The 18,144-nt window shown below is 34.0% G+C and carries 9 protein-coding genes and 5 pseudogenes; 11 read left to right on the top strand and 3 right to left on the bottom strand.

The genetic code is table 11. From position 1 onward, the window contains the following. Positions 1 to 30 precede the first annotated feature (30 nt). From V192_RS22565 to V192_RS19465, 8 genes and pseudogenes are all read left to right on the top strand, one after another. Positions 31 to 725, top strand: a pseudogene (locus tag V192_RS22565) (YfhO family protein). 29 nt (positions 726 to 754) lie between these two features. Then, a pseudogene (locus V192_RS19485) lies at positions 755 to 2,640 on the top strand (YfhO family protein). Beyond that, positions 2,637 to 3,611 carry a DUF5067 domain-containing protein gene (locus V192_RS0106230; protein WP_025870045.1) on the top strand — a complete coding sequence of 325 codons (975 nt, stop codon included), beginning with the start codon at positions 2,637 to 2,639 and terminating at the stop codon, positions 3,609 to 3,611. The pseudogene V192_RS19485 and the gene V192_RS0106230 overlap by 4 nt, the downstream one beginning before the upstream one ends. Before the next feature lie 41 nt (positions 3,612 to 3,652). Next, positions 3,653 to 4,387 carry a hypothetical protein gene (locus V192_RS20850; protein ID WP_025870043.1) on the top strand — a complete coding sequence of 245 codons (735 nt, stop codon included), beginning with the start codon at positions 3,653 to 3,655 and terminating at the stop codon, positions 4,385 to 4,387. Between the two features lie 63 nt (positions 4,388 to 4,450). Next, positions 4,451 to 6,163, top strand: a complete 1,713-nt coding sequence (locus V192_RS0106220; RefSeq protein WP_025870041.1) for a glycosyltransferase family protein — start codon at positions 4,451 to 4,453, stop codon at positions 6,161 to 6,163. Between the two features lie 280 nt (positions 6,164 to 6,443). Further along, positions 6,444 to 7,018 (top strand): annotated as a pseudogene (locus V192_RS19475) (histidine phosphatase family protein). Positions 7,019 to 7,043: 25 nt separating this feature from the next. Then, positions 7,044 to 7,462: pseudogene (locus tag V192_RS19470) on the top strand (MerR family transcriptional regulator). Between the two features lie 76 nt (positions 7,463 to 7,538). Continuing rightward, positions 7,539 to 8,389 (top strand): annotated as a pseudogene (locus V192_RS19465) (aldo/keto reductase). A 378-nt stretch (positions 8,390 to 8,767) separates the two neighbouring features. On the opposite strand, the gene V192_RS0106200 reads toward V192_RS19465, so the two are convergent. From V192_RS0106200 to V192_RS0106190, 3 genes are all read right to left on the bottom strand, one after another. Beyond that, entirely contained in the window at positions 8,768 to 9,163 is a 396-nt protein-coding gene (locus tag V192_RS0106200) for a YxeA family protein (protein ID WP_025870039.1), read from the bottom strand. A gap of 212 nt (positions 9,164 to 9,375) precedes the next feature. Further along, positions 9,376 to 10,371 carry a linear amide C-N hydrolase gene (locus tag V192_RS0106195; protein WP_025870037.1) on the bottom strand — a complete coding sequence of 332 codons (996 nt, stop codon included), beginning with the start codon at positions 10,369 to 10,371 and terminating at the stop codon, positions 9,376 to 9,378. 376 nt (positions 10,372 to 10,747) lie between these two features. After that, the gene (locus V192_RS0106190; RefSeq protein ID WP_025870034.1) at positions 10,748 to 11,464 is read right to left on the bottom strand and encodes an SDR family NAD(P)-dependent oxidoreductase; all 717 of its coding nucleotides are present in this window, start codon (positions 11,462 to 11,464) and stop codon (positions 10,748 to 10,750) included. Positions 11,465 to 11,724: 260 nt separating this feature from the next. On the opposite strand from V192_RS0106190, the gene V192_RS0106185 reads away from it, so the two are divergent. From V192_RS0106185 to V192_RS19460, 3 genes are all read left to right on the top strand, one after another. Further along, on the top strand, positions 11,725 to 12,399 hold the full coding sequence (locus V192_RS0106185) for a replication initiation protein (protein ID WP_025870032.1): 675 nt from the start codon (positions 11,725 to 11,727) through the stop codon (positions 12,397 to 12,399). 356 nt (positions 12,400 to 12,755) lie between these two features. Further along, positions 12,756 to 15,506 carry a BspA family leucine-rich repeat surface protein gene (locus tag V192_RS0106180; protein WP_025870029.1) on the top strand — a complete coding sequence of 917 codons (2,751 nt, stop codon included), beginning with the start codon at positions 12,756 to 12,758 and terminating at the stop codon, positions 15,504 to 15,506. Positions 15,507 to 16,061: 555 nt separating this feature from the next. After that, entirely contained in the window at positions 16,062 to 17,972 is a 1,911-nt protein-coding gene (locus tag V192_RS19460) for a collagen binding domain-containing protein (RefSeq protein WP_025870027.1), read from the top strand. The last annotated feature ends 172 nt before the right edge of the window (positions 17,973 to 18,144 follow it).

Raw genomic sequence — 18,144 nt, 5'->3', positions numbered from 1 at the left:
ATATAGAGAGTAGAAGAAAGTTGAGGTTCTATGAAAAAAATAACGATGTTCTTGAAAGAAAATGTTTGGGCTATGACCTTAAGCATCGTTTTGCCGATTCTAATTATAGGTATTTCCTACTATCGGCAGGGAATTTATTTTGGCAGCGATGCAACGTTATTGGCTAGTGATGCATTTGCACAGTTCTCTAATTTCTACGCTAGCCTGAATAATGTGCTACAAGGGAAGCAAAGTATTTTTTATACTTGGAGTGGCTCATTGGGGTTAAATTATTGGTCATTAGCGGCTTATTATTTAAATGGTTTATTTACGCCAATTGTCGGCTTATTTCACAATAGTCAAATTCCTGATGCGATGTATTGTATTACATTACTCAAATTTGGGGCGATGGGTGGTACGTTTTGGATTTATAGCAATCAAACATTCAAACTCTCTAAGTGGATAACAGTGGGATTGAGTGTTTGTTTTGCATTGATGTCCTATACGGTTTCTTATTCACCAATGATTATGTGGTTAGATGCTATGGTTTTCTTACCACTAATTATTTTAGGAATTGATCGCTTGATGGATCAAAGAAGTCTGGTTTGTTATTTGCCAGTTATTTGCTCCTGTTTCTATCCAATTTTTATATGGCTTTCATGGTAGGGGTTTTTTCTTTTTTATATTTCCTTGCTCGCATGTTCACTGATTGGCAGAGGTATAAAAAAGTTTGGGATTATACTTAGTTGTATCGTTACTTGCAGGTGGGGCTTCTATGGTAACTATTTTACCTACTGTTTTTGATTTGAAAAGTAATGGGGAAAGTTTGACTACCATTTCTCAAATACTAACCCCAGATACTGGAATCTGGGATATCATCGCTAAAAGCATGGTAGGTGTATATGATACATCAAAATATGAAGCAGCTCCGTTTATTTATATAGGATTAATTCCATTACTGTTTTGTCTGTTCTATTTTTCAACTAAAAAAATTCCATTAAAAAATAAACTTTTTTATGGGAGCATTGGAGTGATTTTAATTGCCAGTGTCTACATTCAACCATTAAATCTATTTTGGCACGGATTACATTCACCAAACATGTTTTTATTCAGATTTAGTTTCTTATTATCATTTTTGGTTTTAATGCTTGCAGCCTTTGGGCTAGAGAAGTTTGAAAAAGAAGATCAGCATACGCTTATAAATATAGGAATCGCTGTAATCGCAATATTTATTTTAACTGTGATCGCTTCCAATAAGAAACGCTATAGCTATATTAGTGGAGAATCACTTATATACTCAATTGTCTTTGTAATTATTTATGTAATTTTGTTTATAGCCTTGAAAAAAATTAAAGGAAAACAGACTATTTTTTATTTTGGGATCATGCTTGTACTTGTTTGTGAGATATTTATTAATACGGGCAAAATATTGGAAGGAGTTCGTAGTGATTGGGGATATCCTAAACGTGAGTTATATAGTCAATATTATAAGGATATATCTAGTCTAGTTGATCAAACCAAAAAGGAAAACAAGCAATTTTATCGAATGGCTAATTTAAATCCAGTTTCTCAAAATGAGAGTTTTAACTATGGTTATAGTGGTGTTACCATGTTTTCTTCAATTCGTAATCGAAATTCATCTAGCTATTTAAACGATTTAGGCTTCCGTTCGACAGGTTCAAACTTGTATATTGATTACCAAACAACACATTGTTGATGGATACTCTGTTAGGAATCAAATACAATATATCAAAAGATAAGCCGATGAAATATGGTTTTGAAAAGGAACAAAGTCAAGGTGCGTATACACTATATAAAAATAGTAATGCGTTACCACTTGCAATAAGAACGAGTAAAGAAGTTTACAAAAAAGGACAAAATAAGAGTCAAGAAGATTTATTGAATTATTTAGCAGATACGAATGAAAAACTATTTTATTTTAAGCAACCAAAAGAGATCGACACAGAAAATCTAATTACTGAATACGATGGAGATGTTGTGTATTACTCAGAAGAAAGACCGGCAAGTGATAAAAATATTACTTGGAGTTTAGAAGTGCCAGCATATTCTCAAGCTTATATTAGCTTATTAGCTGAAGACAGTAGCATAATGAGAGATGCTGTGGTAGATGTTGAAGTAAATGGTGTTGTTCGAACGGCAGAAATGCCAAGATCTGGTCAATATTTTAATGTCGGTTACTATGAGGAACCAACGAATGTGACGATAAAAGCAAGTTTTAGAGGGGTACCAGTTGTAAAGTTAATTCGACCAGATGGACTGATTTTAGACACAAAGGCTTTTGATAAGGTAGTGGAATCTTTAAAAGAAAAGGGTGTCGATTTTAAGGTTGAAGGTAGAAAAGCATCCGGTTCTTTTGATGTGAGCATGAAAGAAGAATTACTTCTAACGACAATTCCATACGACAAAGGATGGAAAGCATACATTGATGATAAAGAAACGAAGATTAACTCCTTTAATAAGGCATTTTTGGCAATAAAGGTTCCAAAAGGTAAGCACAAGGTGGAATTTATTTTCCTACCTCAAGGATTTAGGATTGGTACCTGTCTCTTTGTCTTTTGTATCAGCATATTCTTAGTACTTCATTGGAGAGAACATAAGATATTGAGAGCTAAAATGAAGGATGAGAGGACTATAAAATGAAAAAAAAGATTAGCATGTTTTTTTTGCCTATTTTCTGTTTCATTCTATTGATAGGATGTTCGGAAAAGCTGTCTGGAGAAAAAACAACAATTGAAGGACAAGGAGTAACCTATCAGTTTCAACTTCCTGCGAAATGGGAGAAGGTTGATTCTTTTCAAGAAAAATTCAATAAAAAAGCTATTTTTGGAGCAGAAGACAAAAGAAGTAATTCGAGCATGTTTATTATGACTTACTTAAAATCAACCGTTGATTTAAAAGATTTTGCATCAAAAACAAGATTAGAGTTGCAAAAGCGCTATGGCTATAAAGAGTTAGATGGCATATATATGAAGGAATATGAAATAAATAAAAATAAAGCTATTAAATATACCCTAAATACTACTTTTCAGGAAAAAGATGTTTGGGCTCATTTTTACTATGTAGAAACAGAGCATGGTTTTGTAGAATTAATCTTTTATTCAGCAAATGATGGAGATTATAAAGAAAGGTCCATAATCATTGATGAGAGTGTTGAAACATTAGCTGAGGTTAAAAGTAAAGAAAACAATGACAGCACTAATAGTTCTGAACTAGAAAAATCTGATGGAGATACTGTAGAAGTGAAAAACGATAACCTTACGTTTACTATTGATGGTGTGATGACTCTATTAGAAGATGAAAAAAATAAAAAATTAGTACTACACTACCAATTAACTAATTTGGGAAATGATAATGTGATACCAAAGGAAATTCAGTCATATATTATTGCTGAGCAAAAAGGAATAAAACTTACGCCAGAAAAAATAGCTGATGACAATCAAGATCTTGATTTAAGTGAACTAGCATTAGCTAGCGAAAGAACGATAATCAAAGGAGAAACAATGGAAGGGATCTGGGTATTTTCTTTACAAGATACAAGTGATGTTGTTTTAACCTTTAATCAGGAACAATTTAAAAACGAAAAACCACAAACGATTTATCTGCCTAAATGACATATAAATATATTGTACAACGGATTCAGAAGGAGAGCATCATGAAGAAAAAATTACTATTTTTATTATTTGCTCTAATTGCTTTAAGTGGTTGTACCAAAGCTAATGGACATACAACTCTAAATGCGTTAGATAAACCGCTTTTTTGGCAAGAAAAGAGAGAAAAGCCTTTTGGAAAACATGATTATGGTAAGTTAGATGAACAAAAATTTAATAAGCTGTTAAAAGAAAAGTTTGAGGTCTCACTTCCAGAATACTACAAGGATATGACGATTACTTTTGATAAAAATTTTGTGACAGAAGAAATCTATGCGGATCAACCTGATTATTTTATAGCAGCACAAGGTGAAACGCTCTATTTAAAAATTGTCAGTCAATATAAAGAAGAGCAGGAATTAGTTTTATATACTACGATGGAATTCGAATATGTGTTTAATCGAGAGAATGAACAGGTAACGCTAAAAAATCAATCAGTCGTTATAAACGATACATCAAAAGAAGGAAAATTACTTAATGATACTTTCGATCAATTAATTACAGGTATAGGACAAGTAACTAATATTAAGCAGATCAATAAGAAATTAGAGGAATTTCATACATTAGCGAAAAAGGAAAAAGATAATCTTAGCAATCAAATAATTGTTTTGTATGACGATTCAAGCGTTGCAAAAGAAAGAAATGAACTGCAAAAAGTTTTGTCAGTTCAGTACAATCCAGAAGGGATTTTAAAAAATATCTATTTTTATATTGTAGATGTTATTGATGAAGAAAAGTAAAACCGTATCAGAGAGGAAACTATACAAAGTTTTACTACTGCTAAATCTATAAGGAGTTTACCTATGAATTTATTCACTAGTCAACTAAGTGATCGTACAAGAAAATATTATCTAATAGGTACGTATTGTCTATTTCTATTTTTAAGTATTTTTACCATTTATTTCACGTTAATTAAAAATCAAAAAATGTTTCTTGGAGATGATTTAGAGTTTCATTTAGGGAGAATTGAAGGGCTCTACTTAGCTATTTCGAATGGAGATTATTTTCCAAAAATCAACTATTTTTTTCTTCAAGGGATGGGCTATATTTCTAGTATATTTTATCCAGACATATTACTATATCCAGCTGCTCTACTTAGAATAAGCGGTCTTTCTACAGCGCAGGCTTACGTTATATATATGGTAATAATTAACTTCTTTACCTTTGTGATTGCCTACCATTCTTTTTATTCTGTAAACAAAGTAAGGAATAAAAGTTTTTTGTTTGCCTTATTGTATGGTCTATCTTCTTATAGGTTATGCGATGTATTATATCGTGCGGCTTTAGGTGAGACCTTGGCTTTTATGGTTTTGCCAATTGCGTTTGTTGGAATTATTAAAATTGTGTCTGGTAATTACAAACAGTTTTATATTCTAACTATTGGGATGTCTTTGCTATTTTTTAGTCATATGATTACTTCTTTTATTTTTATCCTTTTCATTTTAATTTTCTTGATATTGAATATAAAGAAGCTGATGAAGGAAAAACAAAGAATTCTTTACATTATAGTAGCGGCTATTAGTACGATTTTTTTAGTGGCACTGTCCCTTTTTCCGATGGTTGAACAAATCCAGTTTCAAAAACTTGCATTTCAGGATAGAACTATGTTTTACCTTGGAAAAACAGCTGAGCCTCTATTAAGTTATGTAAACACTGCATGGAGAAACCAAGGTTTTAATAATTTGGGATTATTCGTTTTGATTTTACTTTTGTTGTATATACTAAGATTTACACAATTGAATAAGCTGAATAAGCAAATTATTGGAATAAGTATAGCCTTTTTTATCATGGCAACGACGCTATTTCCAAATCAATTATTAAACCATACGATTCTAAATATGATTCAATTTCCATGGCGCTATTTTATTATCGTGACACTTGGCATCTGTTGGGTAACTGCAGATACTATAGAGGAGCTACTGCCTAAAAAAGTTAATGGGAAAAAATGGTTTATACCAGCTATTCTATGTCTGTTAACAGTTAATACTTTTTACTATCAGCATAATTTGAGAACAGATCTCTTACAACAGGATAGAAGAATAGCTTATTCTTCATTTTCAAAATTAAAAGGTCAGCAACTTGGGTATGGGCAAGAATATCTACCTAGTGGCTTTAAGTATCTGATGGATTCTCATACGTTAATTATACTACCTGAAGAGACTCCCGTTGATAATATGAAGCGGGTCTACAACGTAATGACTCTCGATTTCAAAGCCAAGGAAAGAACCAAACTAATTTTCCCAATTATTTATTACAAAGGATATAAAGTAAAGGTAGAGGGAAGCGGCACAGTCAGCGAGATTCAAAAATGTCAAGAGCCCTACGGCTTTTCTGAAGTTTTTGTAGAAGGAAATGGTCGATTGACTTTTTGGTATGAAGGAACAACTATTCAAAGGGTATCCTTCTATATCTCCCTTGCTACAGCTGTTCTTTTGATCGGCTATATAGGAGTACAGAGAAAAAAACAAAGAATTAACTTTGAAGAAGTTGTTAAGTCAAAAGACAATGATGATTAAATGACAGCACCAAAACATCATAGAAAAAGAATCTATAATGCAACAATTTTGCAGTGAGCTAGAACAGTAAAAAATGCATCGATTCTTTTTATATCATTTATTAAAGTTGAGATAATGCATTAAAATGATGAAAGAAATGTATGGTTCCTGGCACGCCAACGGAAGATTACTCAAAAAGGGAGAAGAGAGCTAAACTTAAGTTGTTTAGCTTTTTTTACTTGCCTTGGAGTCCACTTCATGGTTTATGATAAATACAACGAATAGAAATGAGGAGAAGACGATGACTAAAACACTATATCTAATGAGACATGGCGAAACACTATTCAACCAACAGAAAAAAATCCAAGGCTGGTGCGATTCACCTCTTACAGAAAAAGGGATCAAACAAGCACAAATCGCTGGAAATTATTTTAAGAATCAGAATATCACTTTTGACAGCGCATATGCATCAACTTCTGAACGGGCAAGTGATACCTTAGAACAAGTAACAGATCAGCCTTACAAAAGAGTAAAAGGCTTGAAAGAATGGAATTTTGGCCGTTTTGAATCAGAGAGTGAGTCTCTGAACCCGTCATTACCATATGGTGATTTTTTGTGGCTTATGGTGGGGAAGAAGAATTTCAATTTAGAGAACGGGTTTCTCAGACATTACAAGAACTAATGAAAGAAGCAGGGGAAACGGTCTTAGCGGTTTCTCACGGTGCCGCTTGTCGTCAATTTATGAGAAACTGGGCGCATACAAGTGACATAGATCAAAAGAAACCACTAAGTAATTGCTGTATTTTGAAATTTGAATTTGAGGATGATACATTTACATTAGTCGAAATCATCAATCATGATTTTTCGAATTTGTAATCAGTGAGCAAAGGAGGAACGTAAGTTGAACAGTAAAGAAGCAGCTGAAATGTTTGGTCTAACGACAGACACCGTTCGTTATTACGAACGAGTCGTGTGATCCCACCAATCAAACGGGACAAAAATGGCTACCGTATCTATACTACAAGAGATCTGAATTGGATTTATCTAGCGAAAAGCTTGCGTCATGCAGGAGTATCGATCGAGTCTCTAATTGAATTTGCCACACTTTCTCAACTCGGTGGAAATGTTGAAAATGCTCAAAAACAAATCTTGCAAGATCAATTACAAGAGATCACTGGAAAATTAGAAGAGATGACCAAAACACGTGATTTACTCCAATACAAAATCGATACCTATGACGAACATATCGCCAAATTTAAATCAGGAGAGCTTACTTCAGAGAATGTAGAAGAGCTTTGGAGAGTAAAACATAAAAAGTAAATGCAAACTACTTGCTATGAAGTTGACTCCGTAGTTTATAGTGTTCTTGTCATGAAATGAGAAGGAGGAAATAAAAATGCAAACTGTCACATTGAATAACGGGATAGAAATACCTATTTTAGGTTTTGGTACCTATCAAATTACAGATCCTAAAGAAGCAGAACAAGCCGTGGTCGCTGCAATCAAAGCAGGCTATCGTCATATCGATACAGCTCAATCGTACTTGAATGAAGCGGCAGTCGGTCGCGGGATTGCAGCTGCAGGCGTTCCTCGTGAAGAATTATTTATTACTACTAAAATTTGGGTAGAAAATGTTTCTTATGAAGGCGTTAAAGCATCATTTACGCGTTCACTTGACCGGTTGGGTTTGGACTATGTTGACTTATTGTTATTGCATCAGCCGTATAATGATGTTTATGGTGCATGGCGGGCAATGGAGGAACTGCAAGAAGCTGGGAAAATCCGTGCAATCGGTGTTTCAAATTTTGCGGTGGATCGAGCAGTAGATTTAGCTGAGTTTAATAAAGTAGTGCCCCAAGTCAATCAAATCGAGATCAATCCCTTCAATCAGCAAACAAAAAATATCGAAGCCTTAAAAGCAGAAGGTATCATCCAGAAGCATGGGCGCCATTTGCAGAAGGAAGAAATGGGATTTTTACAAATGAGATTTTGATAGCTATTGGTGAAAAATACCATAAATCTGTAGCTCAAGTTATTGTTCGTTGGTTGATTGAGCAAGAGGTCGTTGTTCTAGCAAAATCGGTAAAACCAGAGCGAATGGCTGAAAATTTGGCTGTATTTGATTTTGAACTAACAGAAGAAGACAAGGCAGCAATTGCTACATTGAATGAAGGGGAAAGCCAATTCTTCTCCCACGCAGATCCTGAGATGATCAAATGGATGGCTGGTAGAAAAATGAATGTGTGAGAGTATGAGATAAATAGTAAAGAACAGATAAAATCATTCAAAAATTTCGTAGATTTTACGAGTTTTTGAATGATTTTTTAATTTAAAAAGATAATAAATGGTTTGACTATTTGCTATAATGTTTACGTGATACGCCCTAGAAACCTTGATAAATCAACATGATACGAATTGTATCAACACAAAAGAAAAGAGAGAGCAGATTATAGGAACGAGACAAAAAGACTAAATGTGCTTCGCCTGTTCAAAAAATAAATAAAACTAAGTGTTATCAGCTGTTACATAAATCAGAATGAGACTGATTTATGTAACGAAACTAATGAAGGGAACAGGTTTGGTGAGTTTAAATAAAGTCGAGTATCTTCCTATATAAGAAATGTACTATTGTAACAAGCTATTTTTAACGCTATCAGGTAATTCATTTTCAGAGACCTGTACTGGACTATCTAAAACACGTTTTTTTGAAGCGGTCACTTTGATAAAGGAGTTTGGTATCAGTGGTTTAGGATCTAAGTCAGTGATCGATAATTTAAGCGTTCGCTTTTCGCCTTTTTTTGTAACGCCGTTTAATGAGTAATCGTAAGAGTAAAGCTGTTGGTCATGAGAGTTTTTTACTAGCGCACCAGAATCATCTTTTGTTTCAGATCTTGTAGGTACTGTTTCAGGAATCAAGGCATAGGTTTCGGTTCCGACATAAGTGCTTTGATAATAGCCAAATCCTTTGTAAAAAATCAGACCAATAACTAACAGTGCTAGTATGCTTATTATTTTTTTCATATTAATCAGCCCTTTCTACGAGTATTATAGATGAAAATAAACTGAGTGTAACGAACAAGGAGCTAACAGTTTTGTTATATAAATAAAATGAAAGTAAGCATATTTACCATGCTTGGTGTTGCAAAATTCAGGGAGTATATCATATGGACAAAAAAGGAAAAGCCAACAAAACTGCCTAGTTTTGTTGGCTTTTCCTCTTTTTTAACAAGTACTTATCTTCTATTTCTATATAAGATGTCCTCTGAATCTCCATTAGACCAAATTTTACCAGAAGTGGCATCAAAATCTTCATTATCTAGCTGAATGCAGCGGATCCGTTGATTATTGTAGGTCTTGTAGTAGTAATTCAGCGAGCTATTCACCATAACCGATGTATATTGCGTATAGTCATAGGCTTGCGTTGTTTTTACAACACCTTTAGGAATATCAACATTGGCAAGAACGTGGAACAAAGAAGTAACGCCATCTAGCTCAGACTGAGTATCCTGTAAGCAATTTTTTAAGAAAACGGCTCTGACAAATCTTGATGGCGGTGTAAAATCACCAGGAAGACCAAATGCGCCAGCACCTTCACCAAACGGTTTCATTACCATATCTTTTAAATGTACTTCTGTTTTTTGATCTGGTTGTAGACCAATGTAATTTCTTAAATTTGTAGTATGCCACTTATAGTCAGGGCTATTCGTCATGACACCGATTGTATTTTCATGAATGTATAACGTTTGTTCCGTGTACTCAATGACGATGCTTTTACCAGTATTGTCCGTAATGACCCAATGAAGAGGTAAGACGATGCCTAAAAAGTCTAGCGCCGTATTGTCAACTTGAACATTTTCCATTGTCCGAGTTACATCCTCAATAGTAGAGCAGTTGGAAAGTAAAAATGGGACAACATCGTGAGGAGCTAAAGAGTATTTTTTATCGCGATCTTGACTGTTATACTCTGCATAACCAGAAAAATAAAGCGCAGCACAAGAAAGTCCTTTTTCATTTAAGCCATCGGCAAAAACAAATTCACCATTATCCATTTGACGAGCCATTCCAACAAAGGCAAAGTCATTTTTATGATCATCGCTTTTGTCATTTGCAAAAACAAATTTCTTTCTTGGAATAAAGGTTGGTTCAGCATCTAAAATAACCGCAAAATCCATTGTTCTAGCCAATAAAACAGTTTGATCTTTCGTTGTCATCGTAACACTTGTACACATCGATCATCGCTCCCTCTTTTTTATGAAATAAAAATTATATCTAAAAAATAAGATTATAGAATAATGTAAGCTAAAGTGAACTCTCTAAAAGTTTAACGTAGTTTAAATTTATAATCAAATAAATGCAATAATGTTTGTTTTTTCATAAAGTATTGAAAAAATAGTATAAAATGAAAAACAAACTAATTGCGATAGTACATTTTTGATATAATAAATTTTCAGATAATGGATTATCGTCATTTTTTATTTCAACTATAAAGCTGAGATAGAAGTCGTTGATGTGCCTGAAATGCTTGCGTAGGGAATCGTTAGTTATTCAAAAAAATTATAACGAATCGATTACTTATTTCTCGGGATTAAACACTTCTGTCCGATCCTATTTTTTGATTCGAACATCAAAGTTTTCTCTACGTGCATCTTCTTTGAAGATTTTTTCTGCTACATCTTTTGCAGTGATTCTCATTTCTTTTGTTAACTCAAATCCGCCCGGTAAATCTTCACGCTTCGCTTCTTTTTTCTCATCAGTGATCAAAGGCGGATTATCTAATGGGAAGTAACCGACAAAAATATCCTTTTCCTTTAACTCTTGACTTAGATGAGTCATCAACATTTTCAACGCTGCTTGTGCGGTTCCCATGATCCCAGTATAGGGATAAGCGATTCGATCTGATTGGCCGCTAGAAATCAAAACAGACCCGTGACTTTCTTCTAAATAAGGCATCACATGTTGCACCGAACTTAAGACAGAAGTTACTCTTAATTGTAAAAACAAAGAGAATAACGATTCAGGTGCCTCAGTCATCGGCATATATGATTTGCCTAGCGGACCAGGAACGTTATAGAAATACGTAGTCAAGCCGCCAAGCTGTTTCACTAGACGATCAATTGCTTGATTTAGCGCTTCTGTGTTACTGGCATCAGCAGTTTCATAATAAACAGTAATACCCTCTTGTTCCAATTCCTCTTTCAATTCTACTAAAACAGGTTCTAAAATATTGATCAAGCCTACTTTATACCCTTCATTACCATATTTTTTAGCCGTTTCATAGCCAACTCCTGGGCCTGCACCGACAATAATAATAGATTTACTCATGAAAAAACTTCCTTCCGTTGTGTTTTAAATTACTTCCAAAGAATAGCATCGCATTTCAACCTTGTCAGGTTGGGAAAAAATAGAAAATATCATTAAGATGTTCGAAAGTAAGGCATAGCAAAGGTTTAAGTGCTATGTGTTTTTTGAAAAGTGCACATTTTATGGGGAGATATCAGTACCTTTTTGTATTTTTTATTGCTTTTTAAAAAGAAACTGACTATAATGACGTTCAAATAAGCAGTAGAAAGTGAGCTCTGATCATGAACGAATATGTGAAATATAAAAATGAACTGAATACGGTCTCATTAGGTGCCTTTAATGCGAATGAATTCAATCTTTTTTTCTCTATGCTAAGCAAAACAAAAGAGGAGCAACATCAGCAAATCTATTTAAAATGGGATGAATTGAAACAATTGGCTAATTATGGATCAACGTCTAATACGCGATTTTTGAACGATTTAAAAAGCATGTACCAAAAACTGGTTGATTCTAATTATATTCATATGTATACAGATGATGAGCAAGTTGGGTTGGAGAGTTTCGCCATTTTTGAAAATTTTACCTTTTTTGAAGAAGAAAAAGCAGTTGGAGCACAGTTCAATCCAAAGTTCACTTGTCTTTTGAACCAAGTAAACAGAAACGCTACCTGTTTTTCTTTAGAAGAATTTATTTCGTTGAAGAAAAAGTATGCTAAAAATCTTTATCGTTTGTTAAAACAGGCTGAAAAAACAGGCTATTGGGAAGTTTCGCTCAAAAAGCTATCTTTTTTACTTGGAATTCCTAAAAATTATCAAGTCGGACAAATCGACCAAAAGATTTTAAAACCGTCAATTGAAGAGTTAAGTATGTATTTTGAACATTTGAAAGTTGAAAAAAAATATAGTAATACGCAAGGAAATAGAGTCTTAGGGTATAGGTTTACTTTTGAGAAGTAGAAGTCTAGTGAAGGGTAAATATTGTTTGTGTGTATTATGGTGATTACATTTTAGAATATTTTAATTATTATGTTTGAATTAAATGTTTATATATAAAAATATTTATTCTAAATATTTGATATATATCAAAAGTGAAATTTTATTTTATTTAGAAATTTGTTACTATATATAATATAGAGTAGTATGTCATTTTTATAAAAAATGGTATGCTACTCTATTTGACTACTTCATAAAGGGGAATGGGATGGAAAAAAAGTAAAGTTGAGTTCAAAGTGATTAGATGCCAGTAAGAAAAAAACAAATGCATAGTCCTAAGAAGATAGGGATTATAATATCATTTAAGTTGGGAGAAAGAGATGAAAAAAAGAAGGAAATATAAATTAATCTGTTGGGGTATTTTTAGTCTTTTGTTGTTTTTGACAGGTTTTTCAAATGGTTATGCGGCGCCAGCCAATCCGCATTTAGGAAAAATAACCTTTGAGCAACCAGATGGAAAAACCTTTGAAGGGGAACTCAAAGGTGATGAGTATCTAAATTATGTTGTTGCGGATAAAACAGAGGTTGTTGTCATACAGGGAGAGGATGGCTACTGGCAGTACGCACAAATGAAGAGAAACAGAACGGGCGCACAAACAAACGGTAAGAAGTATTTAATTGATGAAAAGCCGATAGATGCATTGACTGAAGAAGAACTAAACACAGTTGAAACACCGCTACAAAAAGAAAGTAGAACGTTAACGTCAGGCCCACTATCATTAACTAAAGATCAAAATTTATTAGTGGTTTTAGTTGAATTTAATAATCAGAAATTGAATCATTACCATACTGGAACGGCTGTTGAGAAACCAACGAGTATTGAACAGTGGCATGAAAAGTTTTTTGGAGAGGCGTCTAAAAGACAAACACTGAAAAATTATTACAATGAAGCAACTCAGAATAGAATCAATTTGTTGCCAGCTACAACGACGCAATATAACGAAGCGCCAGGAATCGTTAGAGTTTCATTGAATGAAGATCATCCTAACCCAGGAATTGGAAACACGTCTCCGGAAAAGTCATATATGGAAAAAGCTTTACAACAGGCTGAAGATTATATAGACGTATCTGCTTATGACAAAAATAATAACGGACTCTTGGATAAAAATGAACTTCATGTGATGTTTGTCTTTGCTGGATATGAGGCTTCAGCGAGTCGGGCTACAATGAATACTGTATGGGGGCATAAGAGTTATTCAACAATTCAATCCAAAAATGGGATACGTTTTGAGAATGGCTATGTAGCAATAGGAGAGAATGTATTTGAGGTCATTGATGTTCCACTTGGTCCAACTTCCACCTTCAAGTCTATAGCTGTATCTAGCCCAATTGGTCTAATGGCTCATGAGTTTGGACATGATTTAGGATTGCCTGATTTATATGGACCTAGAACCGCTAACACAGGATATGGCTTAGGTTATCATAGTTTAATGGCACAAGGAGGTTGGGGAACAACAGGGAATAACATGGTGGCTAAACCTGAGGATTATGAAGGAGCTAATCCTGTACATTTTGACGCTTATTCTAAAGCTCAACTCGGGTTCCCAGTAGAAACAATTGAAAGTGAACAAGAAATTTCAACAGTGGATGCCCGCGATGAGAACTTCAAAATATATAAATTACCAATCTTCAAAGAAGGTGTCAAAAGTGAAAAAGAATACTATTTAATTGAAAATAGACAGATATTTGGTTTTGATGAAGGACGCCGGAAGTTTAACGGAAGTGAAGGGATTTCTGTTTATCATATTAATGAAAATTATAGAAACAATTTGCATATAACAAAGTATGGGGAGCAATTAGTTACCTTAAAAGAAGCGGATGAATCTATTCATGGCTACCCGTTATTAAGTAAAGGAAATAAAAATAGTGAGAAAAGTTATTTGAAAAAAGAATTCAATCCTGCTTTTGATACTAAAACAGTTCCTTCTAGTATGACAAAGAGATTTGAATATCCACAGTTTTCTTTAGCTGTTGAAAATGAAGAAAGTAATATAATAAAAATAAAATTTAAAGACACTCGGCCAATCAAAGGAACCTATGGCACTTCTGAATGGAGCTTTGACAGAATAGATAATGTATTAACCTTTGGCAGCGGAGTGTTTCCAAATACTGCTAAATCAATGACGATCCAAGATGTAATAGAGTCTCGATTAGATGGAGAAAAAATTAAGAAGATCGTTATTGCTGGGGATAGTATAGAACTAACTTCTGGTGAAGGCTTATTTGGAGGTTTAAATAAGTTGGAAAGCATTGAGGGATTGGACAGACTGGATACAAGTGGCGTTACGAGTATGCGGCGTATGTTTGTAGGTCTTCACTCTATCAAAGAATTGGATGTTTCAACATTTGATACAAGTAAAGTGACGGATATGAGTTTAATGTTTGCGTGGTGTTCAAACTTAACTGAATTGGATATGTCTTCATGGAATACAGTCAATGTAACGAATATGCAATTAATGTTTTCTGGATTATCTAAAATAGAACATTTAGATGTTTCTCATTTAAACACAAGTAGAGTCACGAATATGGCAGATATGTTTTCGGAATTAAAGGCTATCACTAATTTAGATGTGACGAAATTAGATACGCGTAATGTGAGATTAATGTCGGATATGTTTAGGTCATCGTCCAATTTAACAAGTTTAGATTTATCGAATTTTAATACAGGAAGCGTTACTCATATGCCACGTCTATTTTACGGATTAACTAAATTAAAAACATTAGACTTGTCGAGTTTTAATACAAGACATACCAAGGATATGCAAAAAATGTTTTATGGATGTAAGTCTCTAGAAACTGTAAATTTATCCAACTTCGATACAGCAATGTTGACAAGTGCCGGAAAGGATAATATGTTTACAGGCTGTGCTTCTTTAGACACGCTGGTTTTAGGTCGAAACACCTTGCTTTATGATAGGTATGGAGGCCCAGGATTAGAAAGTAAAAATACATTGCCATATTCAGGTGCTTGGATTGGACCGAACGATACTAGATATAACAGCACTGAGTTATTTATGTCAGGATATAAAGGAGCGGTACCAGGGACTTACACACGAGAAATAGTTAATTAAGTCAGTAATGTGAAGCTTAAAAATAGGCTGTTGCTAAAAACCCTACTCTTTGTTTATGTGATTAGCGCTATTTGAAATAAGCTATAGATTATCTAAATGAGTGAATCAAAAATGAAGAGCAAGTACAAATGGCTTGAGACTTATGTCTCAAGCCTGTTTTTTGTATTCTAAAGCCCAATAAACGGTATAACCAATCACTAAAGGTCGCTTTGCTACTGTTAATCATAAAGAAGCTAGTCATTCGATGAATTTGAAAAGAATTTACCTTAAATTCCTTCTTACTTCTCGTATCTAAAGACTGTTGTGTCAATATATTTTTTTGAGCAATAAATCTAAGTATAGAAATTATTTTTCTTGAAATTATCAATTGATAATTAATAATTTTGTTAGAAAAAGTAACTGATAAAAATAACAATCATTATAATTTAATCTAAAATGTATATACTTTGACACGAGTTGATATTTTGTTTAACATCAAAAAAGTTGCTTTTCATACTAGCAATAAAAAATACATATTGGTCTATATCAATCAAAGAAAGGGACGATGTATAAAAGATGTTAAAAAAATTATCATGGTGTGTCGTAATGTTTGTAGGGTTCTTAGGAGCAGTTGGATTTAGCCAACCGTCATTGGCGGCTGAATTAAGTAGTGGAGGCTTTGTTGATGGGATACATTTTGATAAAACCGAATTATCAGATGGCGAACTGACGTCTATTCGAGTAACCTTTAGTGAAAAAGCGGATGCAAAGTTAAAGGCTGGAGATACATTGACTTTAACGTTGCCAAAAGAGCTTGAAGGTCTTGTGGATTCTGATAATACACCACGTGAAATTGATTTAAATGGATTAGGAATAGTCCGTGTCTATAAAGATAAAGTAATTGCTACATTTAATGAAAAAGTAAATCAGCTGGCTCATGTCCGTGGTGAATTTACTTTTGGTGTGCGCGTAAAAAATGTTGCAGAAAATACAGTGAAAGAAATACCAGTAAATTTGGGCACATCGATCACTGTACCAAATATTATCGTCAAAGGACATACCGGTGGTGGCGTTGAAGGGGAGAAACCCTTCTTTTATAAAACTGGAGATCTTTTAGGGAAATCAGGTCAAATTCGTTGGTTTCTAAATGCTAATTTGAATAAAAGCGAACTAGGTAACGATATTGTTTTGACCGATCGATCCGGTGGAGGCCAAGTGCTAAATAAAGATAGTTTTATATTTACTGTTGATAATTATTTAGGCAGATCAGCGTTAAGTTTAGAAGAATTTGTAAATCAAGGATATGGTACAGTAGAATTTGGAGCAGACAACGCTTTTGTTATTCGAATCTATCGTGAAAAAGCACGCTTGGCTTCATTTTCAATTATGTACACAGCAACGATAACCGAAGCTGGAAAAAAACAAGCAAACTTTACGAACGATTGTCAAATCGATTATCAATTTTATTATGAAAAAGCAATAAATGAAACGACAACATATAAAGTGAAGAATATCTTTTTAGATGGTAATGCCACAGGTGACGAAAATGAGCGAATAAAAGACCCTGTTGAGCAAGAAGAGATCATTGAAGATGAATCAGGTCAGTTAGAAGAGATTACACCGCTTGATCCAGAACAACCGAAAGAAACGAAAGAAGAGTTAAACAAAGCGAAAGAAGAACAGCCAGAAATCCACGTTGATGAGCAAACTGAAATCATCGAAGACGAATCGAGTGAAGTAGTCGATATTCAGCCAATCGAGGAAGAGAAGGCGAAAGAGACGAAAGAAGAAGAATTAAAAGAAGCAAAAGAAGAACAGCCAGAAATCCACGTTGATGAGCAAACTGAAATCATCGAAGACGAATCGAATGAAGTAGTCGATATTCAACCAATCGAGGAAGAGAAGGCGAAAGAGACGAAAGAAGAAGAATTAAAAGAAGCGAAAGAAGAACAGCCAGAAATCCACGTTGATGAGCAAACTGAAATCATCGAAGACGAATCGAATGAATTAGTCGATATTCAGCCGATCGAGGAAGAAAAAGCAAAAGAAAGCCAAGAAGAAGAATTAAAAGAAGCGAAAGAAGAACAGCCGGAAATCCGCGTTGATGAACAAGTTGAAACGATCGAAGATGAATCAACTAAACTGGAAGAAATCAAACCAATTGATCCAGAGAGCGTGGAAGTAACAGAAGTTCCACCACTAGAGCCTGAAATCTCTGGTAAAGAGGTAGAAGTACGCCAAGATAAGCCTGTAAAAGAGGAAATTAAACCAAATGGGCACGCAGAAGGTGAGCGGATACCAGTAAAAGAAACGAAGGAACAACCGAAAGTAGATAAAGTACTTTTGAACGCTTCTAAAGCTCAAGCAAAAGAACAGCTACCTAAGGCAGGAAGTAAAGAGAGCAATAGTACTATACTTGCTGGTTTGGCAGTAATCATGGCGGCTGTAGGAGTATATATTCTAAATCGCAGGAAAACAGCTAAATAAAAAAATAGGCTAAAGGATAAGGCAAATAGCGCTGACTATTTGCCTTATCCTTTATTTATGTTTTCCTAAAATATAGTACTGTCTATATAAATGTAACTATTTTATAATTTTGATGCAACCATTTACGTTTTTTTAGACTCTAATAGATAGAAGGTTCAAATTAACTGTTGGA

It is taken from the genome of Enterococcus crotali (genome assembly GCF_000633635.1).
GTDB classification, from domain to species: Bacteria; Bacillota; Bacilli; order Lactobacillales; family Enterococcaceae; genus Enterococcus_L; species Enterococcus_L crotali.
This window is presented reverse-complemented; position numbering and strand designations above follow the sequence as displayed.